We start from the raw sequence: 21769 nt of genomic DNA on the forward strand, positions 1-21769 counted from the left end.
GCCGCGCGACGGAGGGCGGGCGCGCCGGAGCACCGGCTGCCCTCGGGCGCGTCGCTCAGGGCGCGCAGGGGATCAGCCGGTCGGGAACCGGGTCAGTCGGGACTGCAGCCCGGGTCGTCGGCACCCCCGACGACCGATCCGGCGATGCCGGAGGAGAGGAGCGCGGCGTGGCTCGCGGGCGGCGCGACCCAGGAGACCGGGAGCACCGCCGCCGGCAGGCCGACCGCATCGTTCTGGCCCCCCGAGCCGGCCGACGACGAGCAGGCGTGCGTTCCGCCCGTGGACGGCGCGCTGGGCGCAGCCGGGGCGGGGGCGACCGGGGGTACCGGCGTGGAGGTCACGGGCGGCGCGACGGGGACGTCCCCGGCGTCGGAGACGCTCGCGGGCACGGTGGCGCGGGCACCGGCCGCCGAGCCGGTACCGACCGCGGCGCTGCCCTTGACGCGCAGGTCGCGGGCCGCGGGCGAGGCGAGCACCTCGGACAGCGGCGTCAGGGACACCACGTCGAGCGGCGGCCCGGCCAGGGGCCCGACCAGCTCCTGGGCGACGCGGTCGAGGACGACGAGCACCGGGACGTCGCCGGTCGCGGGCACGGGCGTACCGGGCGCCGTCGCGTCGGTCGCGGGCTCGGCACCCTTCGCCGGCTTGGGCGTCGAGGACTCGGGCGTCGCGGCGCCGGGCGCCGGCGCGACCGGGGCGGCGCACAGCGGGTCGACGACGGGCGCGGGAGCCGGGTCGGCGGCCGGTGCGGTACCGGTCCCGGGGGGAACGGGGTCGGTCACGGCGCCGAGGAGGGCGGCGGCCGCGGCTCCGGCCGCCGTCGAGCCCGTCGCGTCGGGGGCCGGCGTCACCGGGCACGAGGGAGCAGGGGCCGCCGGCGGAGCGGGCTCGGACGCCGGCGGCTGGTCGGTGGCCGGGAGCGGCTGGACACCGCTCGCGGGCGGGGTGGTGGTGCCGGTGCCCGCGGGCGGCGGCGTGGTGCCGGCGCCCGGCAGCGGGCTGGGGGCGCCGTTGCCCGACGGCGCCTGCGCGCCACTGCCCGAGGGGGTCTGCGAGCCGTTGCCGGAGGGGGTCTGCGAGCCGTTGCCCGCGGGGGCCTGGGTGCCTCCGCCACCGGCGACCGGGGTCGACGGCTCGTCGGTCGGGCACGGCTGCACCTGGCCCAGCGGCAGCTCCGGGAGGACGCCGTCCACGACGTCGCAGACCGGCGCCGCGACGTCCCTGCCCGAGGGCGGGACGACGGGATCGGGCTGCGGCGCCGGCGCGGGGGCAGGCTGCTCGGGGGCGGGGGCAGGCTCCTCGGGCGCGGGAGCAGGATCGGCCGGCGCGGCGGGCGGCGGGCCGGCCGGTGGCGGGCCGGTGGGCAGGGGCACCGACTGCGGCGTGCTGACTACACCGCCGGACGACGGCGGGCCGGCGTCCCCGGTGTCCGCGGGGGTCTCCGCGGGCGGCGCCGGCGCGGGGGGCTCGACGACGGGGGGCGCGGCGTCCTGGACGGGCGGCGCGGGCGGTGCGGCGTCGGCCGGCGCGACGGCGTCAGTGTCCGCGGCGAGGGTCTCGCGCCCGACGACGCCGTCGGCCGTCAGCCCCTCCGGCGACGCCTCGGCGGCGGACCCACCGTCCCGGACGTCGCGCGACGACCGGGCGTCGGCGCCCCATGCGGCGTCGTGCCAGCGGTCGAGGTAGCCGGAGTGGCCGTCCCAGCGGTGCGCGCCGCCGGCGAAGCCGGAGCCGTCCCAGCTGCGGTCGGACCAGCCGTCGGACCCGCTGCTGCGGTGGGCGCCGGGACTCGCCGACGCGGTGCCGGCCATGAGTGCCGACAGGCCGATCAGGAAGAGCCCGGCGAGGAGTGCGCGGGTGGCCCAGGAGGGGCGGCGGAGAGCGGCGGGGACGGCGGAGGGCGGTGACGCGGAGTGACCGCTCGCCTCCTCCTTGCCGCCTGCGCTCAGCACGTCCACTCCCCCGCGCCACATCCGCACGGGCAGCGATGTGGCTGGTGGCAGGCCTCTTGCCCGCAATCACCCGGCAGCGACTGTTCGACGACAGCGTGTGCGGGTCAACCTGTTGGGGTGTGACTCACAGCAAGTTCCGGCGCTGTATCACTGACAGTCACCATACGAGTCGTGAGCGCGTCGAAACACTCAAGTTCCCATACAACAGGCAGCCGGATCGCGCAAGGACACGGCAGCCTGACTCGTTCCTGACGAGGTACCCGTGCGCTCGGTGAGAACTCAGCTACGCGCCGCACCCGGCTGGGACTGCGGAGCATCGAGGGTGGCAGCGTCGGCCGCGCGACGCAGCACCCACTCGGCGGGCAGGACCAGGCGCGGGGCGACGCCGACGAGCACCGCCACGAGGACCGCGACGCCGGCGAGCGCCTCCCCCGACTCCTCGAGGAAGGTCGCGGTGATCGCCAGCCGGCCGGTGACGGCAGCGGAGACGGCGGAGAGGCCGACCGAGGCCACGGCGTAGCCGGCCAGGCAGCTGAGCACGCGGCGCCGGTCCCGTCGTTCGGCCCGGCTGACGAAGGCGAGCACGGCGATCACGCCGGCGGCGACCAGCACGCTGACGGCGACGGCGGCGGGTTCACCCATCGCCCGCTCGAGCGCGGTCATGGCCTCGGCGTGGAGGGTGCTGCCGACCTTGACGACGGCGATGAAGGCGGCCACCGCACCGACGGCGAGCCACCAGGTGCGCCGTCCCGGCGCCCGGGCGGCGCCGGCGACGGCGGCGATCGCGGCCGCGGCGAAGAGAGCCGCCACGAACATGCGGGGGACGGAGTAGGGCGCGTCCATCGACAGGGCCCGGGCGGTGCTCCCGCTGGCGCCGGTGAGCCGGCCGACGTAGCCGATCGTCTCCAGGACGACGGCGGTGGCGGCCAGGGCGACCCCGACCGGCGGGAGCGGGATGCGGCGACGCCGCGTCCGAGCGGCCGGGAGGGCGTGCCCGGCCTGGACGTCGGCCACCCGGATACCGCGGCCCACGACCACGGCCACGACCAGGGCGAACAACACCCAGACGATCAGTCCCCCGACGACCCAGAGCCACACGCCCTGACCATCGGCAGGTCAGTGGCGGAACCTGACCGTCCGGTCACCCGATCGGGGAAGGCCGTCAGCGTCGGGCGCTGCTGGCCTCCGGGGCGAAGCCAGCGGGCAGGTCGGCGGTCGTCAGCGACGCCGGGACGCCGGCGCGCTCGCCGGCCAGCCGGATGCCCCGGCCCACGACGACGGCGACGACGACCGCGAGCAGGACCCACACGAGAAGAACGCCCACGAGTACCTCCACGTCGACGTGTATCGGCAGTCGAGGTGCCCACCGGCACCCCCGGTGAACCGGGAGCCAGCAGGGGTGCGCGCACTGTAAGGGTCGACACAGTTCCGATACCCCTCGCCCCTGCTCCATGCACCCTGTGTGAGACCCCGCCGTGGCGTGTCGTGCAGGGCGCGCCGGGGGGTTGCCAGTGTCCGCGGTCGCGACGGAGGGTCCGACGCCGAGGGGACAGCGAGCGACGGCCACGTCCACGGGGGCGTGCGCCCCGTGCGCTTCGTCTGACGCAGAGGAGACGTCGTGTCGATCGACGGCAGCCTCGTGCGGTCGTCCGGTGAGAAGTCGCCGGGCACGACCGCTCACGAGGGGTGCCGCGCGACCACGTCGCGGTGGTCCTGGCGCCGGCGTCTCGTCGTGGCTGCCTTCCTCCTGGTCGGCACATGGCAGATCCTGGTCCTCCTGGCGGGCCCGGCCCACGCGACCCCGCCGGCCCGGGACGACGGCTCGTCGACGAGCACTCGGTCGACGCCGGCTCGGGACACGGACAACGGTTCGCCCAGCCGGAGCACCGGTGGCGACCGCGACCCGTCGCGGAGCACCGACTCGTCCCCCGCCAAGAGGGACAAGCCGGCCGACACGGGCGACCGCAGCCAGCCACGGGACACCACGCCGCCCGACCGGTCCGGGGACGCCGACGGGCCCGGCCAGACCCGCGACGACACCCCCGGCGCCACCGGCCAGGACACGCCTCCGCGGAACCCCGACTCCCCTTCTGCCAAGGACGACAAGCGGGCCGACACCGGCGATCGCGGTCAGCCCCCGGACACCACGCTGCCCGGCCAGTCGCGGGACGACACCCCCGGAGGCACCGACCAGGACACGCCTCTGCGGAAGCCCGACTCCCCATCCGCCCAGGACGACAAGCGGGCCGACACCGGCGACCGCGGTCAGCCCCCGGACGCCGCCCCGCCCGGCGAGACCCGCGACCACACCCCCGCCACACCGCCCCGCGACACACCGGCTGACGAGGCCGCCCCGCGCCCGTCCCCGTCGGCGCCTCCACGGGACACCGAGTCCCCCGACTCCCCCGCAAAGGGGGGGCAGCCGGACGAAGGCGCCGGTGCCACTCCGGTGGCCGACCCGGACGTCGTCACCGGCCCGCCGATGTCGGAACCGCCCGGCCGGGAAGACCCTTCCGCCACCCCGCCCGGCCCTCGGCCGGGCGCCCCGGACCCGGAGGAGCCGACGACCGCCCCGGAAGAGGGCACGTCCAGTGGGCCCGGTGACGGCGATGAGCCTGCCGTCACGCCGCCTCCTCCCGAACTGCCGGCGACGCCCGACACCCCACCGCGCGGAACCGGCACGGAGGACGACCCGATCGTCATCCAGCCCAAGCCCGAACTGCCCGGGCCCTCGGCGGCTCCCGACAGCCCCTCCACCGGAACCGGTTCGGAGAACGAGCCAACTGTCACGCCACCCGTCCCCGACCCGCCGGCGTCCACGCCGCGGCCTGTTCCCGACAACCCGGCGACAGCGCCCGGGCGGGACAGCGACTCCGCGCCCGCGCCGGCCCGCCCGTCCGAGCCGGAGGTGCGGAACCCCGAGGACGAGGACCTCGTGCGGGCGGCACCCACCAGCGATGAACGCGCTGACGTCGAGCGCGACCGGTCCACCGCCGTGAGGTCTCCCGCTTCCGGCGACGAGCCGAGCACCTCGTCGGACGACGTCCTCAGGAGCGACAACGAGAGAACGGGTTCCGACCACCTCGGTGCGCCCAAACCTGCTGACACCGGACCCGCCGGACAGGGTTCCGAACCGGCTGACCCTCGACCGGCTTCGGGGGCCTCGAACGAGACCTCGACGCCCTCCGCGCCTGCGCCCTCCGACCAGTCGCCGCCGGCTCAGGACCGGGGGGAATCGGATCCCGAGGACGGCGCCATGCCGACCAGCCCGTCGCAGACCACTCGCCCTCCGGACGCGACGACCACGTCGACCCGGATCGGATCCGCGGTGTCGGCCACCACGACGACGCCGAGGGCGACGGGTCCGCAGACCGTGCCGCTCCTCACCCCTACCGTCCTCTGCCCGTGCGCCACGGAGCACGTCGAGGCGGACGCCGCGGCTCGGTCGACCGGCACCACCACCAGGGTGCGAGGGACCTCTGGCAGCGCGGGCGGCGCAGGGACCGGTTCTGTCAGCGACGTCCCGCCGATCGCACCGGTGGCCCCGATCTCGCATCCACCCCTCGCTCCTCCGCCCGCCCCGGTGACGCCTGCTGGGAACGCGGCCGTGAGCAGCACCACGGGCGGGGGCGGACACAACAACCAGACGGACGACGACCTCGCGATCATCGACGCCGACCTCGCCACCACCCTGGCCCAGGCCGCTGCCCGTGTCGCCTTCGGCACCGCCAGCCGGGTTCTCGGGTGCGCGGACGATCCCGGTAGCCACCCCGGCTGAGCCCCGCTGGTGCTGTCGGGTGCCTTACTCGCACCCGCGACCGTCCGCACCACACAGGGCTCACGGCTCCGTCCGGCGCCCGCCTCGGGAACCACTCACCCACCACCCGTTGATCACCCCGCACTCGAGGAAGAGCTGCGGACACAGGCCGAGGACAAGGCCCGATGAGACACGACACACGCACGCACCTCGCACACGTCCCCACCACCTGCTCCCGGGAGTACGTACCAGGCGGCCAGAGCCGGCCCGAGCAGCCAGCTGCACACCCGCCGACTCCCACGTGCGGTCGCGACCGCGCCGCACTCTGTACGGAGGGGGGAGAGACGAGATGAGCGACGCCTTCAGGGAACGGCTGGACGGCGTCCTCATCACGGGCGTCGACTGCCCGTCCCCCGACGTACCCGTGATCGAGCCCGAGGTGCGCCCTCTGAGCCAACTACGCCCGGTTCCGCCGTTGGCGAGAACCCCAGGAACGGGGACGTATCCCTTCCCCGTACCGGCACGTCCGGTGTACGACCCCTACCGCGCTCGTCGACGGCGGCCCCCGGAGTGGCTGGTGACCTACACCGCTGCCCTGGTCGCGGGTGATGTCGTCGCTGCTGTTGCTGCCGCCTGCGTCGCAGTCGCCCTCACCGGCCCTGTCTGGGACCGGGGAGTCGCTCTGGTCACGGCAGGAGCACTCGCGTGGCCCGTGCTCCTGCTGGTGCTGGGGACATACGCCGAGAGGCGGCACGGAACCGGCGCCGCCGAGTACAAGCGCGTGGGCACTGCGAGCGTCATCGCCATCGCAGTGGCGGGCTATGCCGCTCAGGTCCCGGCTCTGGGCTCGTTGAACGGTCTCCTCCTCATCGGTGTGCCCTTGGCGACCGTGCTGACGCTCGTGAACCGACTGCTCAGCCGGTGGCACCTCCACGCGGCCCGGCGGCGCGGGCTCATGACCAAACAGGTCGTCGTGGTCGGTCGCGACGTGGCCGTCCTCGACCTCGCCCGGCGGTTGCGACGGGATCCCACGGCCGGTCTGCGGGTGGTGGGCGCGTGCGTGCCCCGAACCACCGAGCGCAGGAACCTGGAGGTGCGCGGCATCACGGTGCTCGGACACCTCGACGAGGTCGTCCGGGTCGTGGACGAGGTGGGCGCCGACGCAGTCGTCGTCGCCTCGGCGAGCGAGACCGCTGCTCAGTACCTGCGCGAACTGTCCTGGCGACTCGAGGGCACGAACATCGACGTGATCGTCAGCCCGGGGCTCGTGGAGGTCGCGCCCCACCGGCTGCAGATCCGCCCGACGACGAGCGTGCCGCTCATCCAGATCCGTGAGCCCGAGTTCCGGGGGCACCGGCGACTGCTGAAGGGCCTGCTGGACCGGGTCGGCGCGGCGGTCTTGTTGGTCCTGGGTTCCCCCGTCATGGTGGCGATCGCAGTGGCGGTTCGGCTGACCAGCCCCGGACCGGCCCTGTACCGGCACCGCCGCGTGGGCAAGCGTGGCCATCACTTCGACCTGTTGAAGTTCCGCAGCATGGTCGCCGGCGCCGACCGGGACTTCGACGCCCTACGGGAGAAGAACGAGGGGAACGCGGTCCAGTTCAAGCTGCGCCGCGATCCGCGGATCACCAAGGTGGGCCGGTTCCTCCGCAAGTACTCCCTCGACGAACTCCCGCAGCTGATCAACGTCCTGAAGGGCGACATGTCCTTCGTCGGGCCCCGACCGCACGTGGACAAGGAGGTCGAGCAGTACGGGCCGGACATGCACCGCAGGTTGTTGGTGAAGCCGGGGATCACAGGCCTCTGGCAGGTCAGCGGCCGGTCGGACCTCAGCTGGGACGAGGCCGTCGAGCTGGACGTCCGCTACGTCGAGAACTGGTCGCTCGGGCTCGACCTGGCCATCCTCCTGCGCACCGTCCGTGCCGTCCTGAGGTGCTCGGGCGCCTACTGACGATCGGGAACGGACAGAGAGGAGCCTGTGCCGGCGGCCGGGTCAGGAGCCCCGGGCGTCGATCCGGATCGCGCCGAACGCCATCGCCCCGGACGACGACCCGCCGAGCACCCGGGCCGCCCGCCCGGTCTCCGCCGCGTACCTCCGGGCGACGTCCTCCACGGCGTCCCGCGCGCCGGCGCGGACCAGCACGGCCACCACGCCGCCGCTGCCGCCTCCGGTGATCTTCGCGCCGTACAGGCCGCCGTCCGGCCCCACGGACCGGACCAGCTCCACCAGCCGGTCGGTGCCGCTGGACCCGAGGCCGCAGGCGGAGTAGCTCGCGTGCGACTGGTACATGAGCTCGCCGAGCAGCGCGCGCACCTCCTCGGTCAGGTGCTGGGCGCCGAGCAGCGCCCGGAACAGCCGCACCCGCGCGTGCTCGTGGATCGGGTGTGCCGTCGGTTGGCGGACCGCGTAGCTGGCGCTCGGGTCGACCCGCGTGACGTCGTCCGTGGTGCCGCCGTACCGCGCGAGGAAGGTGGCGCCGTCCATCTTCTCCGGGACCCGGTCGCGCAGCTCGGACTCCCACAGGGACGGCGGCACGTTGGCGAGGTACCCGTGCCAGAGGGGGTCGTCGACGGCGACCCGCCCGTCGGCCACCTCCCGGACGTCCAGGCCCATGAGGTCGGCGACGACCCGGTAGCCCATGAAGGCGCCCACGCGGACCGCGCCGTAGTCGGATCCGCCCACCTCGTGGCGTATGCCGGAGTCGATGCCCCACACCTCGATGCCGGCCGGCAGCGGCGCGTGGTCCTGCAGCTCCGCCGGCTGGCAGAGCAGGGCGAGCAGCTCGTCCTCGCGGCCGCAGGCGGCGGTCATCTGGTCCATGACGCCGCACGGGGCGCCGACGACCAGGTTCTCGACCCGCTGGCACAGCAGGGCGAGCTCGCGGCCCTCCAGGTCCACGCCGAGCGCGTCGACGACGGCGCGCATCGTGGCCACCTCGAGCGCCGCCGACGAGCTGACGCCCTTGCCCGTGGGGACGCTGGAGTCCACGAGCAGCCGCAGCCCGCGATCGAGGGGCACCCCCTTCTCCCGCCCCAGGACGACGAGGGTGCCGATGACGTAGGCGCCCCAGCGCGTGCGCTCAGACCCGGCGAGCAGCGCGCGGGCCACGTCGTAGTCGGGAACCACACCATCGGGCGCGAGCACGTCCAGAGGCACGCGCACCTCCGCATCGGCCCCGAACTCCGGTGCCGCAGGGCTGCGCACGGTGATGGCGGCGTCGTCGGCCTCCTGGACGGCGACGAGCGTGGCGGCCGCGAGAGGCAGCTCCAGGACCATCGCACCCGAGTAGTCGGCGATGCCGCCCATGACGTCGAGCCGCCCCGGCGCGCGCGCCACGTGGACCGGCCGGGAAGGGACGAAGAACTCCCCGCTCGCGGCGACCGCGGCGGCGCAGCGCTCGAGGTCGGTGCCGTGGACGTCGGCGACGTCCGGACGCGTGCCGCCGGGGTGCGTTCCGCTCATGTGTCCTCCGCATCGAGGTAGTGCACGGTCGGCTGCGCGCGGAGCTCCGCCGCCTTCTCCTCCGGTGCCGTGTCGCTCAGGAAGTTGCCACCGCCGCTCTCCGGCCCGCCGAGGAACTTCAGCAGGTTCGGCTGCCGCAGCGGCGGGAGGAAGCCGACGTGGAAGTGGTGGTCGCGGTGGTCCCCGCCGTCGGTCGGGGCCTGGTGCAGCGGCATGACGTACGGGAAGGGCCGGCGCCAGAGGTTGTCGAAGCGGACGGTGAGGTCCTTCAGGGCGCGGGCCAGGGACTCGGCCTCGTCGTCGGTGAGCGCGGAGACGTGCGGGACACTGCGCTTGGGCGCCACGTAGACCTCGTAGGCGTAGCGCGCGAAGTACGGCACGAACGAGATGGCGTGCTCGTCCTCCCACAGCACCCGGCGTCCGTCGGCCTGCTCGGCTGCGATGACGTCGGCGAACAGGCCGCGGCCGGTCTCGCGGGCGTACCGCCGCTGCGCCTCGAGCTCGCCGTCGAAGGTCTTCCAGGTGAAGTTGGTGGCGTACACCTGCCCGTGCGGGTGCGGGTTGGAGACGCCGACGGCCTCGCCCCGGTTCTCGAACACGAGCACCTGCCGCACGCCGGGCCGGGCACCGAGGTCGCAGGTCTCCCGCCGCCACGCGTCGACGACGGCGGCGACCGCGGGCAACCGCATCCGGGCGAGGGTGAGGTCGTGACGCGGGTCGTAACAGATGACCCGCGCGACGCCGGTCGCCGGCTGGACGCGGTAGGGCGGCGACGGCACCTCGAGGTCGGTGGGCGCGTCCGGGCCGATGGCCGGGTGGTCGTTGTCGAAGACGTGCACGCCCCGGTAGTCGGGGTTGGTCGCCCCGGAGACGCGGGTGTTGCGCGGGCAGAGGTAGCAGTCGGCGACGTACTCGGGGACGCGGTCGTGCTGGGCCGCGGTGGTCTGCCCCTGCCAGGGGCGGCCCTGGCGGTGCGCGGCGACGATCACCCACTCTTCCCGGAGGGGGTGCCAGCGCTGCTCCCAGACCGGCCGCCGCGTCGACGGGCTCACACGGACCGCTCTCGCGGGCGCGCCGGGCCCCTCGACGTGCTCGTCACGTTCGCACTCACCGCTTCCCACGTCCCGCGACCCGGCGCTCCTCCCCGCCGTGCGACGGCCCGGCGGCCAGTCGATCATGGCGGAAGTCGCCGTCGACCGCGCGTCGTCGTCGCCCCGCCAGGGAACGGCTACCGCACCACCTCCAGCCAGGTGCGGTCGTCGAAGCTGATCTGCCCTGGGCCCACGCCCTTGGTGGCGGGCGGGTCGGCGATCATGAGCGGGTCCTCGCGCAGCCGCTGGGCGAGCAGCTGCTCGGACTCCTCGAAGGTGCCGCCGAGAGCGGGGTAACCGTCGCTGGCCAGCACCACCCGGCGCCAGTCCGCAGGCAGGGAGATGACGCGCAGCAGCCGGTCGGGCACGGGGCGGCCGTCGAGCCGGCCGAAGACGAGGGGGTCGTCCCGGTCGAGGTTGGTGAGCAGGTGCTCGCTGGCGAGCAGGGGCAGGATCATGGCCCGCCCGGGGTCGTGCTCGAGGAGCTCGGCGAGGCCGGTCCGTTCCAGCTGCGTGCGCAGGAGGGCGGCCCGGGCGCGGGCACCCCGGCGCTCCACCTCGTGGCCGAAGCGGGTGGCCTCCCCGTCGCAGGAGGCCCAGCCGTCGCCGACGGCCCAGATCTCGTCGCGGTGCACCGACAGCAGCTGCACGCTCGCAGAGGGCAGCTCGGCGACGTCGGACGACGTCCCGAGGGCGGCCAGCGCCCGGGTGAGGACGTCGACCGCCTCGCGCGCGCCGACGGTCGGTGGCAGCCCGCGGATGGCCGCCGCGACCGCCTGCGACGCCCGCCGTCCGGGCGACTCGCCACCGGCGACCGGGTGCTTGGCGGTCGCGCCGTCGACGACCGCGAAGAAGTGCTCGGTGACGACGACGGCGTCCTCGTTGCGCGCCGGGTCGTCGTACTTGCCGCGCGTGGCGACGACCTCAGCGGTCGGCATAGTCGACCGCAAGGTGCACCTGGGGCGTGCGGATGCCGCGCGCGGGGGTGCCGATCAGCCGGGCCCGGACGACGTAGGCCGCGGTGTCCTTCGCCTTGGCGAGCACCTTGGTGTTGGCCACCAGCCACTCGGCGGCCGCCTGCGTGCCGTAGGTGGAGGTACCGGCGATCATCCACATCCGCCCGGGAGAGGTGTCGACGAGGACGTTCCGGTGCCGTAACACCATCCCGTAGGCCCAGTCCCCCTCGTCGGCCGTGTCGAGCACCACCGGCTCCTGGCCGGGCGGCGCCCAGTGGATGCGGCTGTCCACCGGGCCGCTGCCGTCGGCTCGCGGGGCGTCGCACATGTACACCGGCAGACCCTGGACCTCGCAGACCTTCGCGGCGACCGCGTTCGTGCGGGGGCCGCCGAGCAGGATCACGTCGCCCTCCTCCTCCTCGGGGCCGGCGTTGGCAGAGAGCACGACCATGTCGGGGGCGAGGGCCGAGCCGTAGGCGCGGATCAGGGACGGCGCGAGCAGCGCGACCCCGCGCAGCTGACCCACCCCCGTGCCGAGGCGGACCTTTCCGGTGATGTGCCGCGGGGTCTCGCTGGTGGAGACGATGACGGTGAGGTGCTTCGGGTCCCTCAGCCGCCAGAGCCGGCGGGCCGGCAGCCACTCCCTGGCCCTCAGGTAGCTGACCGTGGCCGCGCTGGAGAGCCCACCGGCGACCATGCCGCTGACGAGGTTGGCGGCGACGTCGTCGACGAAGGCCACGCTCAGCCCCCCAGCCGCCGGGCGGCCAGCAGCAGCCCGATGATCGACTTGGCGTCCTGCACGTCGCCCCGGGCGATGAGGCCGTCGACGTCGGCGAGGTCGACGTACTGCACCTGCGACGTCGACTCCTCCTCCGCGTCGAGGTCGCGGGCGGTGTCCGTCAGGTCCTCGGCGAGGAACAACAGCGTCCGCTGACTGCAGTGGCCGGGTGAGTTGAGGAAGCTGCCGAGGGGCGTGACGGCGGCCGCGCGCACGCCCACCTCCTGCTCCAGCTCCCGGACCGCGGCGGACGACGGCTCGGCGTCGGTGGCGTCGATGCGCCCGCCGGGGAGTTCGAGGTTGTCGGCGTCGATGGCCGCGCGGTACTGGCGGATCAGCGGGACCCGGCGGTCGGAGGTGACGGCGACGGTCGCCACGGTCGGCTCGTGCCGGGCCCAGGAGCGGCCGAACGTGGCGCCGTCCGACCTGGTGACGGTCGAGTCGACGACGTCGAAGTTGAACCGTTCGCAGACCACCCGGTCGGAGGAGCGTTCGTACACCCTGACGGACTCTAGGGCCGCCGCTCCGTGGTCCCCCGTCGACGCTCCGTCATGGTGTCGGCGGGGCGGATAGCCTCCGGCCATGACGGGAACGACCTGGCTGGTCACCGGCGGCGCCGGGTACATCGGTGCACACGTCGTCCGCGCACTGCTGGCCTCGGGCCGGGACGCCGTGGTCGTCGACGACCTCTCCACCGGTCTGACCTGCCGCGTGCCCGACGGCGTGGAGTTCGCCGAGGGGTCGGTGCTCGACACGGGCTTCCTCGCCGACGTCATCCGCCGGACCTCGCCCGCCGGGGTGGTCCACATGGCTGGCAAGAAATCTCCGACGGAGTCGGTGGGTGATCCCCTGCTGTACGCCCGGGTGAACGCCGGCGGGGTGGTCAGCCTGCTGGAGGCGATGCGCCAGACCGGGTTGTCGCGGGTGGTGTTCTCCTCCAGCTGCTCGGTGTACGGGACACCGTCGGTCGACGTCGTCGACGAGGACGCCGCCACGCGGCCGGAGAGCCCGTACGGGGAGTCCAAGCTCTACGGCGAGCGCGTGCTGGCCGCGGCTGGGGCAGCGTACGGGATGGGCGTGGTGAACCTGCGCTACTTCAACGTGGTGGGCGCCGCCGCCCCGGAGCTGCAGGACACCGGCACCTACAACCTCGTGCCGCTGGTCTTCCAGGCGCTGCACCGCGGCACGCCGGCCAGGGTCTTCGGCGGCGACTACCCCACGCCGGACGGCACCTGCATCCGGGACTACATCGACGTCGTGGACCTCGCTGAGGCCCACGTGGCCGCCGCCGCGGCGCTGGAGGAGCGGCCGCGGATCGCGACGTACAACGTCGGCCGCGGCGTGGGCAGCAGCGTCCTCGAGGTGCTGGAGACGATCTCGACCGTGATCGACCGCTCGGTGCCATACGAGGTCGTGGCGCGAAGGCCGGGCGACCCGGGGCACATCGTCGGCCGCGTCGACCGGATCGCCGCCGAGCTCGGCTGGACCGCGAAGCGAGACCTGCTTGACACGGTGCGCAGCGCGTGGGCCGCCGAGCAGGGCGCGCCGGGGTTGCCGGAGGCCTCCTGAGCTCGCCTCAGAGCCCCGGGCGGACGACCCCGCAGCGACAGGCGTAGAGGCTCGAGCTGCTGAAGGCGTCGTCGCCGGCCCAGGAGAAGCGGTGCCGATGACACGGCCAGGTGACCTCCCGGTGCCCCGTCCGCGGGCGGCGGGCGAGAACCCGGAGCAGCGCGATCACGGTGCGCAGTCTGCCCGGGATCGCGACCCGGCGGAATGGTGGTGCACTCGTCCGTCACGCACGTCACAGCCCGTCGCGCCTCCCCGACGTTTGGGGGCGGACAAGCGACCACTTCTCCGGTTGACTCAGCGCCGCGGGGCGCGGTTCCCCGCAGCGCCGAGTCGAGGCGGTCTGGGGGGCACATGCACTGGATGGTGGTCATCGGGATCGGGTGGCTGCTCCTCGCCGTCGCGGGCGCCGTCGTCATCGGCCGGTCCATCCACGCCGCCGAGCACCACGAGGTCCCGGCCGCCGTCGTCCTCCGCCCCCCACGGGCCTCCCGCCGCTCCGCCAAGGTCTCGCGCCGGCCGTCGGCGTCCCGCGCCGTCTCCGGCTGCCTCTCGCCGGTCGACCGCTCGCCGTCGCCGTGGGAGAACGAGACGACCTGACGGCGTCGCACGCTGCGGCGGGTGCTGGTCAGCCTCGGCGTCCTCGGCCTGGTGCTCACCCTGCTCGTCGGCGGTACCTCTGGTACCTCACCGATCGGTACGCAACATCGACCGGGTCTCCGACGTCCTCGCCGACCTCGACGAGCAGTCGCGCCCCGCGCCGGCGACGCCGGTGGAACAGGCCGGGGAGGAGCCGGTGACGTCCCTCTGCTCGGCTCCGACACCCGGGCGACCGCCGACGAGGGCGTCGCCGCGGGCAGCCACTCGGGCGTGATCATGCTGGCCCGCTTTGCAGGCGACCGGCAGCACGCGCAGCTGATCTCGATCCCGCGGGACTCGTGGGTTGGACGTCCCCGGGTACGGCAAGACAAGATCAACGCCGCCTACGCGTTCGGTGGGCCGTCGCTGCTCATCCAGACCGTCGAACAGCTCACCGCCGTCCGGATCGACCACTACGTGGCCATCGACTTCCGGGGTCCCATCCAGGTCACCGACGACCTGGGCGGGGTGGACGTCGTCGTCGCGGAGACGACGAGCAACGGGCCGTACACCTTCCCCGCCGGCGTGAACCACCTCGACGGCGACCAGGCGCTGGTACCTGGGTCAGCGCTACAGCCTCGCCGGCGGCGACTTCGACCGGGTGAGGCACCAGCAGCAGTACCTGCGGTCGCTGTTCGTCCAGCTGTTCGGCTCCGACACCTTCACCGACCCCGGCCGCCTGGATGCCGCCTGCTCGCCGTGACCTCCGCGGTCGCGGTGGACGACGAGCTGGGCAACGGCGACATGCTGTCGCTGGCCCACTCGCTGCGCGGGCTGCACCCGGACGACGTGGAGTTCTTCACCGCGCCCGCGCTCGGCACCGGCACCGGCACGGAAGGCTCGGCCAGCGTGGTCTGCCTCGACGGCGTCGCCTGCGACCGGATGTGGGCCTACCTGGGCAACGACTCACTCACCCAGAATGCCGACGAGTTCAGCGGCGAGGCCCTGCCCGACGTCTGGGTCATGATCCCTCCTGGTGCACCTCGAGCAACCGGTCGATGGGTCGAGGACGTCGGCGTCACTGCTGCTCCGCCTGCGTGACCGCACCGCGGCGAGCCCGCTGACGAGCACACCGGCGCGGTCCGCGAACCCCTTCCCATGTCCTTGTCCACGTGATCCAGCGGGCCAGCAGCTTTCGGAACAATGGGCGCGCGAAACAGAGCGCGCGGCGCGCGCTCGAGAACGCCTTCCTGTGACCCCGCATCATGGTGAGGCGAGGTCCTCGTCCATCACCATGTGGGTCGGCCGGCTGACGGGTGGTGAAGTCGCCGGCCTCGCCGCCAAGCCTCTTCAGGACGAAGGGCGCTGTCGGAGTGCATGGCAGAGCCGGCCACGGGCCGGGTGCCCGAGTTCACATACGGGGGGCGGCGTCTGGGATGAGTACCTGGTCGAGGGTGGCACGCCCGAGCCGCTCGACCAGCGCCGACCGGCAGATGTTGCCGGTGCAGACCAGGAGCGCGGTGAACCCTGAGTCCGGCTGCCGATGCGCGCGTCAGCAGGGTTTGCCGTCAGTACGCCCCGGAGCCGCGCAGTACTGCCCCGACGGTCTTCCAGAGGATCATGAAGTCGAAGGCCAGCGACCAGTTCTCCACATAGCGGACGTCGATGCGCACCGAGTCGTCCCAAGAGAGGTCGGAGCGGCCGCTGACCTGCCACAAACCGGTGAGCCCGGGCTTGACCAGGAATCGACGGTGCATGTCGAGGCCGTATCTCTCGACCTCGCTCTGCAGCGGCGGGCGCGGACCGACCAGCGACATCTCCCCGCGGAGGACGTTGATCAGCTGAGGCAGCTCGTCGAGTGAGTAGCGCCGTATGACCCGGCCAACCGGCGTGACGCGCGGGTCGTTCTTCTTCTTGAACAGGACGCCGTTGCCGTCGCTGTCGGCGACCAGCGCATCGACCATGCGGTCGGCGTCGACCACCATGCTGCGGAACTTCAGCATCGGGAAGGTACGTCCGTCGCGGCCGACCCGCTCCTGACGGAAGAAGATCGGTCCGCGGCTGGATGCCTTGACCGCCACCGCCAGCGTGAGGAACACAGGTAGCAGGGAGAGCAGCCCCAGCACCGCGGCGGAGCGGTCGAACGCCTCCTTGGTCAGCCGGCGTGCACCACCCAGTTCGGGCCGCTCCAGGTGCAGCAGCGGCAACCCGGAGACGGGCCGGATGCACACGCGGGGGCCGGCGATCTCGGTGAGCGCGGGGGCCAGCAGCAGCTCAGCCGTGGTGCTCTCCAGCTCCCAACCCAGCCTGCGCAGCGCGGCGCCGTCCAGCTCGGGACACGGCAGGACCGCCACGGTGTCCACCCGCTGACAGGCGGCCACCCCGGCGACCTGGTCCAGGCTCCCGAGCACTGGCAGGCCGTCGAAGATGGCCTCTCCCGTACCGGGCGTGCCGGTCGGCAGGCAGCAGCCGATGACCTGGTAGCCGTGGTGTGCGTCGCGGGCCATCTGCTCGTGCAGCGCAGCGACCGCAGCGCGGTGTCCGGCTAGCACGACCCGCTGCAGGTGCCGACCACGACCCCGGGCGCGGTGCAGCAACCGCCGCTGGGCGTAGCGCTGCAGCAGCGTGAGCCCAGCGGCAAGAGGCAGCGCGAGGATGACGAGTCCGCGGGCGACCTCGAGCTTCAACGCCCAGGACACGGTGCCCACGCCGGCCAGCAGTACGACGGCGGCGAGCAACACTCGCCGGAACTCCTCGGGGCCGGCCCACAGGAACCGCTGCTCGTGACTGCGGGCCGCGTGCATGACGACGAGCCAGGCCGCCGGGAACAGAACCACCGACCACAGCGGTAGCCAGGCCACTGCGGGATCCGCCCCGAAGCGGACGAGGTAGCCGGCGACCCCTGCCACGGCGGCGGACAACACGTCCCCGACCGCGATGCGCCGCACGTAGGCCCTGCGCCAGGCGCGGCGGGACTCCGCATCAGCCCGTGGCGTCTCGCCGGCCGCCGGGGTGTTTCCGTACTGGACGTGTGAGCCCGGGGAGCGCAGCAGCGCCCCCTCAGGCATGTCGAGCGTGGTAATTCCCGTACCCCCGTGCGGAAACCCGATCGAGCCGGCGATCGACAAGTCGAGATTCACGATGACTGAGCGTCGGCGCGGCGGTTCAACGTTCAACCGACAGAGGGACAGTACTGGTCCGTCCCATTGTCGTGAAGTCCCGAATGGGAGATCCCCGCCACAGCCCGTCACGGCAGCAGTTGCACTGCCGCACTGGGCGCGCTCAGCCGAAGCGGCTACCGAGGGCGCGGTAGGCCCAGCCAGCGGCGGTCCAGGCCTCGCGGTCGAGGGCGTTTGCGACCGTCGAGGACCCGCTTGCTCGCGACGACCTCCGCGAAGGCGACGGGTCGAGCTCGCGGTACTGGCGCCACGCAGTGAGCACCAGGACGAAGTCGGCGGCGGCCTGCTCCGGGGTGCTCGTGTAGTCCAGGTCCAGCGACTCGCGGCCGCCCTTGATCGCCGCCGGCGCGGGCCAGGAACGCACGGATGTCCTTGGTCAGGCAGCCGCCGCCGAAGCCGAGGCTGGCCTTGGCGCAGGCGGGCCCGCGGAGCTTCGTGCTCGTGCACGTGGCCACCTCGCTGGCCACCTGCGAGGCGCGCGCCCGCAAGGGCCACTACGCCCGGACGCGGTGCGGTGAGACCCCGCCTTCACCGGGATCAGCGACCCCTGCGAGACGCCCACCGACGCCGAGGTCACCGTGGGGACCGTCGGGCGCGACGTCGACGAGTGCGCCCGCCAGGTGCTCGCGGCGGTGCTCAACCCAGCGTCGCGAGGTAGCCCTCGACGGCGGTGCGCCAGTTGCGCGGCTTGCAGCCGGTCGCCTCCAGCCGGGTCAGGTCCAGCACGCTGTTGAGCGGCCGCGGCGCGAGGCCGGGCTTGTCGACCGTGTACTCGGCGGTGCTGACCCGCCGCACGTCGTGCGGGTCGCGGCCGCGGGCGGCGAAGACGACCTCCGCGACGTCGGCCCAGGACGCCGGCTGCCCGCCGCAGGTGGCGTTGTAGGTGCCCGGGGACCCGTGCTCGATGAGGTGCGCGACGGCGGCGGCGAGGTCGTCGGCGAGCGTGGGTCGGCCGACCTGGTCGGCGACGACGGACGGGCGGACGCCGCGGTCGGCGAGGCCGGCCATCGTCCGCACGAAGTTGCGGCCCTCCCCCACCACCCAGGTGGTGCGCAGCAGCAGGTGCCGGTCGAGTGCGGTGACCAGCCGGTCGCCGTCGGCCTTGCTCCGCCCGTAGACGCTCAGCGGGTGCACGGGGGCGTCCTCCGGGATCGGCCCCGGGTGCCCGCCGTCGAAGACGTACTCGGTGGAGAAGTGCACGAGCAGGAATCCGTGCGCCCGCGCGGCGTCGGCCAGGGCGCCGACGCCATCGACGTTGACCGCCCGCACCGCGGCGAGGTTCGCGGGGTCCTCCGCGGCGTCGACGGCCGTCCAGGCGGCGGCGTTGACGACCACGTCGGCGCCGCCCCAGTCGTGCGCGGCGACCGCGGCCGGGTCACCGACGTCGAGGTCGGCCCGTGTCAAGGCGACCGCGCCGGGGAACCGGCGGGTCAGCGCGCGGCCGACCTGCCCGCCGGCGCCGAGGACGACCGTCGTCACTGACCACGGGCGGCGTAGGCGGCCTCCACGCGTTCCTTCTGCGGACCCCACCAGTTCTCGTTGTCCCGGTACCACTGGATGGTCGCGGCCAGGCCGTCGCGGAAGTCGGTGTAGCGGGGCCGCCAGCCCAGCTCCTCCCGCAGTTTCGTGGCGTCTATGGCGTAGCGCAGGTCGTGTCCGGCCCGGTCGGTCACCGAGTCGAAGGCGTCGGCCGGCTGCCCCATCAGCTCGAGGATCGTGGCGAGGACGGTGCGGTTGTCCACCTCGCCGTCGGCCCCGATGAGGTAGGTGTGGCCGATCCGGCCGCGCTCGAGGACGTTGTGGACCGCGGCGTTGTGGTCGTCGACGTGGATCCAATCCCGCACGTTGTGGCCGGCGCCGTAGAGCCGCGGGCGGCGGCCGACCAGCACGTTGGTGATCTGCCGCGGGATGAACTTCTCGACGTGCTGGTAGGGACCGTAGTTGTTCGAGCAGTTGGAGATCGTCGCCCGCACGCCGTAGGACCGCACCCACGCGCGCACCAGCAGGTCGGAGGCGGCCTTCGTCGAGGAGTACGGGCTCGACGGGTTGTACGGCGTCTCGGGGGTGAACTTCGCCGGGTCGTCGAGCTCGAGGTCGCCGTAGACCTCGTCGGTGGAGACGTGGTGGAACCGGACGCCGTGCCGGCGCACCGCCTCGAGCAGCGTGTACGTGCCGACGACGTTGGTCTGAAGGAACGGCGCGGGGTCGGCGAGGGAGTTGTCGTTGTGGCTCTCGGCGGCGAAGTGGACGACGGCGTCGCTGTCGCGCACCAGGTCGTCGACGAGCGCGGCGTCGGTGATGGAGCCGTGTACGAAGCTGATCGCGTCCTTCACGCCGGCCAGCGAACCCTCATCGCCCGCGTAGGTCAGCGCATCGAGGACGGTCACCGCGTACCGCGGGAAGCGCTTGACGGTCTGGTGGACGAAGTTGGCGCCGATGAAGCCGGCACCGCCGGTTACGAGCAGACGACGGACCTCACTCACGGGAGACAGATTGCCAGAGACACGTACGGGCCTGGTCCGCATCCCGTGCTAGCGACCCATCGGAGCCATGAAGGCAGAGCAGGCATCCTGCGCCTTCATCCCATGTGATTGAGGTCGCCCCGCAGCCGCATCCAGGCACATGCCAGCCGGGCCCGCCCCCCGGCGGGTCAGCACCAGGGAGACGGTGCGGGCTGGCGCGCCGGGCTCGGCGCCGATGAAGGCCGGGCCCCGACGCTGCGGGCGGCGGAGCTCGACGACGTGGTCCTCGACGGCAGCCGGGGTGCGCCGGGGGCTGGTGCGCGGGCGGCTGGACCGGTCGGCCAGTCCTGCCTCGCCCTCGGCCGCGACGCGGGTGAGCCAGATCCGCACACGCGCTTGCGGGAGATCCCCATCGCCGCGGCGATGGGCGCCTGGGTTCAGCCGGCCTGATGCCGCGCGACGGTCAGCAGCCGGCCATGAACGGTGGTGCGGGCATCAGCGTGGGTCACGAGGACCTCTGGGTGGATGAGGGCCTTCGACAAGCCACACCCCGCCCGCCGAGGTTCTTCGTTCAAGCAGCCCGCGCGCCACCAACGTCTTGGCCGGGTACACCTAGGGGCTCAACCGATAGACGTGGTACGAGTGCTCCGTCTCGAACGTGTCCGCCATCTGCCGTCCGCGCATGGGGACGGACCGGTCCTCGAAGAGCACCTCCGCCGTTCCGGAGCGGACGCCGCTGGGCAGGTCGAGTCGGTAGGTCCCGGGCGGGGTGTCCCGACCCAGCATGGCGAAGACGTACACCGCGCCGTCGGGACCGATCTTCATCATCGTGTCGAGGGCCGGGTTGAAGCTCCAACTGCGTGACTGAGTGTTGAGGACCGGCGCCAGCTGGCTCAGTTGGGCATTGACCTGGGCGACGCTCGCTCGGAGCCCCGGATCGCAATCCCGGAGGACGTGCTGCGAGATGCACGAACCCCCGAAGCTGTGATTGAAGTAGACGATGCCGCGGGCCTCGTGGATGACCGAGTTCATGACCGCCCCCTGGACCTGGGGACCGGTGATCGTCGGCGCGTCGTCCTCGATGAACGGGTGTCCGACCTCGACGAAGGCCCAGATGGGCTGACGCAGCCCGTCCAGGCCGTCCAGGTACCGCATCCGGTCGACAACCAGGCCGTAGTTCGCAGCCCTGCGGCAAGCGTCACCGCCGGCCCCGACGGACGGGCCCTCGGACGGTGAGGTGCAGATGTGCGGGTCTGTGTACCAGTACAGGTCACTGGACACCGCCAGTTGTGGCCACTCGTTGACGAAGCGGGCGGCGTCCGCGTCGCCGGCCCAGAACATGACCCCCTTGCCGTAGTTGGCGTAGGCGGGTGACCTCCCCTCGGCGCGACGGGCCATCTCGCTCATGACCGTCATGCCGCAGGAGGTGGTGGCCGGAGAGCAAATGTCGCCCTGCCCGGGGTAGTTGCCGGTCCAGGCGCCGTCCCCCGCGCCCGCCCACATGTCCGCCTCGTCGGCGAGGAACGTGCCGACACCCTCACCCAGGGGGTCCTGGGTCAACGAGGTGATCGCGGACATGCCGCTGCCACGGACGAGGTCGAGGTCCGTGTTGTCCGTCAGCACCACGTAGGTGTTCAGCCCCGCCGCGAGGTCGCGCTGGACGTCCCGGGGGTCGGTCACGGACTCCAACCAGACGCCGATCGGGAAGCGGGCCGGATCGGTCCAACCCTCTGCCACCGCACTGGGGAACTGCGCGTAGTACTCAGGTCCGCCCTCCCACGCAACCAGCGGCAGCCCGTCCACACCGTGGCGACCAGCGCCATTCCCGGCCGGTGAGGACACTGTCGCCGTCGAGGCGTCTGCAGGCGTGGCCGCTCCCGAGGGGGATGACGCGGGCATCGGCACTGCAGGCAACGGCATCCCGGCGACCGTGGTCCCGGCAGGTCGAGCTTGGCCCGGGTCGCCCACCGCCGCCGAAGGCGAGCC

At 73.4% G+C, this 21769-nt stretch carries 19 protein-coding genes and 2 pseudogenes; 5 read left to right on the forward strand and 16 right to left on the reverse strand.

Annotation, left to right across the window (positions count from 1 at the left end; genetic code table 11):
• Positions 1-92: 92 nt before the first annotated feature.
• The 3 genes from ACI784_RS07330 to ACI784_RS07340 all read right to left on the reverse strand — a co-directional run bounded on the left by ACI784_RS07330 (position 93) and on the right by ACI784_RS07340 (position 3276).
• Positions 93-1952, reverse strand: a complete 1860-nt coding sequence (locus ACI784_RS07330; protein WP_457012970.1) for a hypothetical protein — start codon at positions 1950-1952, stop codon at positions 93-95.
• A gap of 279 nt (positions 1953-2231) precedes the next feature.
• On the reverse strand, positions 2232-3050 hold the full coding sequence (locus ACI784_RS07335; RefSeq protein ID WP_457012971.1) for a hypothetical protein: 819 nt from the start codon (positions 3048-3050) through the stop codon (positions 2232-2234).
• Between the two features lie 64 nt (positions 3051-3114).
• Positions 3115-3276 (reverse strand): hypothetical protein, encoded by a 162-nt coding sequence (locus ACI784_RS07340; RefSeq protein WP_457012972.1) that lies wholly within the window; start codon positions 3274-3276, stop codon positions 3115-3117.
• 2283 nt (positions 3277-5559) lie between these two features.
• On the opposite strand from ACI784_RS07340, the gene ACI784_RS07345 reads away from it, so the two are divergent.
• Positions 5560-5730, forward strand: coding sequence for a hypothetical protein (locus tag ACI784_RS07345; RefSeq protein WP_457012973.1), 171 nt, complete (start codon positions 5560-5562; stop codon positions 5728-5730).
• A 328-nt stretch (positions 5731-6058) separates the two neighbouring features.
• Positions 6059-7660, forward strand: a complete 1602-nt coding sequence (locus ACI784_RS07350; protein WP_457012974.1) for a sugar transferase — start codon at positions 6059-6061, stop codon at positions 7658-7660.
• 42 nt (positions 7661-7702) lie between these two features.
• On the opposite strand, the gene ACI784_RS07355 is transcribed toward ACI784_RS07350, so the two are convergent.
• The 5 genes from ACI784_RS07355 to ACI784_RS07375 form a co-directional block, all read right to left on the reverse strand.
• Positions 7703-9172, reverse strand: coding sequence for a galactokinase (locus ACI784_RS07355; RefSeq protein ID WP_457012975.1), 1470 nt, complete (start codon positions 9170-9172; stop codon positions 7703-7705).
• Positions 9169-10224: a galactose-1-phosphate uridylyltransferase gene (gene galT, locus ACI784_RS07360; RefSeq protein WP_457012976.1), complete on the reverse strand. Its 1056-nt coding sequence runs from the start codon at positions 10222-10224 to the stop codon at positions 9169-9171. The genes ACI784_RS07355 and galT overlap by 4 nt, the downstream gene beginning before the upstream one ends.
• A 176-nt stretch (positions 10225-10400) precedes the next feature.
• Positions 10401-11201 carry a hypothetical protein gene (locus ACI784_RS07365; protein WP_457012977.1) on the reverse strand — a complete coding sequence of 267 codons (801 nt, stop codon included), beginning with the start codon at positions 11199-11201 and terminating at the stop codon, positions 10401-10403.
• Positions 11188-11958, reverse strand: coding sequence for a hypothetical protein (locus ACI784_RS07370; RefSeq protein WP_456921252.1), 771 nt, complete (start codon positions 11956-11958; stop codon positions 11188-11190). The genes ACI784_RS07365 and ACI784_RS07370 overlap by 14 nt, the downstream gene beginning before the upstream one ends.
• Positions 11959-11960: 2 nt before the next feature.
• Complete coding sequence (locus ACI784_RS07375; RefSeq protein ID WP_457012978.1) at positions 11961-12497, reverse strand: NUDIX domain-containing protein; 537 nt, start codon at positions 12495-12497, stop codon at positions 11961-11963.
• A gap of 82 nt (positions 12498-12579) precedes the next feature.
• On the opposite strand from ACI784_RS07375, the gene galE reads away from it, so the two are divergent.
• On the forward strand, positions 12580-13566 hold the full coding sequence (gene galE, locus ACI784_RS07380) for a UDP-glucose 4-epimerase GalE (protein WP_457012979.1): 987 nt from the start codon (positions 12580-12582) through the stop codon (positions 13564-13566).
• 7 nt (positions 13567-13573) lie between these two features.
• On the opposite strand, the gene ACI784_RS07385 is transcribed toward galE, so the two are convergent.
• Positions 13574-13735, reverse strand: a complete 162-nt coding sequence (locus ACI784_RS07385) for a hypothetical protein (protein ID WP_457012980.1) — start codon at positions 13733-13735, stop codon at positions 13574-13576.
• Positions 13736-13917: 182 nt separating this feature from the next.
• Between ACI784_RS07385 and ACI784_RS07390 the strand changes: the two genes are divergently transcribed.
• Positions 13918-14163, forward strand: coding sequence for a hypothetical protein (locus ACI784_RS07390; RefSeq protein ID WP_457012981.1), 246 nt, complete (start codon positions 13918-13920; stop codon positions 14161-14163).
• Positions 14164-14439: 276 nt separating this feature from the next.
• On the forward strand, positions 14440-15243 hold the full coding sequence (locus tag ACI784_RS07395; RefSeq protein WP_457013061.1) for an LCP family protein: 804 nt from the start codon (positions 14440-14442) through the stop codon (positions 15241-15243).
• A 467-nt stretch (positions 15244-15710) separates the two neighbouring features.
• Here the strand turns inward: ACI784_RS07395 and ACI784_RS07400 are convergent, their stop codons facing one another.
• The 7 genes and pseudogenes from ACI784_RS07400 to ACI784_RS07430 form a co-directional block, all read right to left on the reverse strand.
• Positions 15711-17210: a sugar transferase gene (locus ACI784_RS07400; protein ID WP_457012982.1), complete on the reverse strand. Its 1500-nt coding sequence runs from the start codon at positions 17208-17210 to the stop codon at positions 15711-15713.
• Between the two features lie 214 nt (positions 17211-17424).
• Entirely contained in the window at positions 17425-17685 is a 261-nt protein-coding gene (locus tag ACI784_RS07405; protein ID WP_457013065.1) for a hypothetical protein, read from the reverse strand.
• A 34-nt stretch (positions 17686-17719) separates the two neighbouring features.
• Positions 17720-17788 (reverse strand): annotated as a pseudogene (locus ACI784_RS07410) (hypothetical protein); the annotation flags it as partial.
• A gap of 169 nt (positions 17789-17957) precedes the next feature.
• Entirely contained in the window at positions 17958-18800 is an 843-nt protein-coding gene (locus ACI784_RS07415; RefSeq protein WP_457012983.1) for an SDR family oxidoreductase, read from the reverse strand.
• Positions 18797-19804 carry a dTDP-glucose 4,6-dehydratase gene (rfbB, locus tag ACI784_RS07420; RefSeq protein WP_457012984.1) on the reverse strand — a complete coding sequence of 336 codons (1008 nt, stop codon included), beginning with the start codon at positions 19802-19804 and terminating at the stop codon, positions 18797-18799. Before rfbB ends, ACI784_RS07415 begins: the two co-directional genes overlap by 4 nt.
• 153 nt (positions 19805-19957) lie before the next feature.
• Positions 19958-20292 (reverse strand): annotated as a pseudogene (locus ACI784_RS07425) (helix-turn-helix domain-containing protein); the annotation flags it as partial.
• Between the two features lie 103 nt (positions 20293-20395).
• Positions 20396-21463, reverse strand: coding sequence for a hypothetical protein (locus tag ACI784_RS07430; protein WP_457012985.1), 1068 nt, complete (start codon positions 21461-21463; stop codon positions 20396-20398).
• Between the last annotated feature and the right edge of the window lie 306 nt (positions 21464-21769).

This window comes from Geodermatophilus sp. SYSU D01186 (assembly GCF_054050215.1).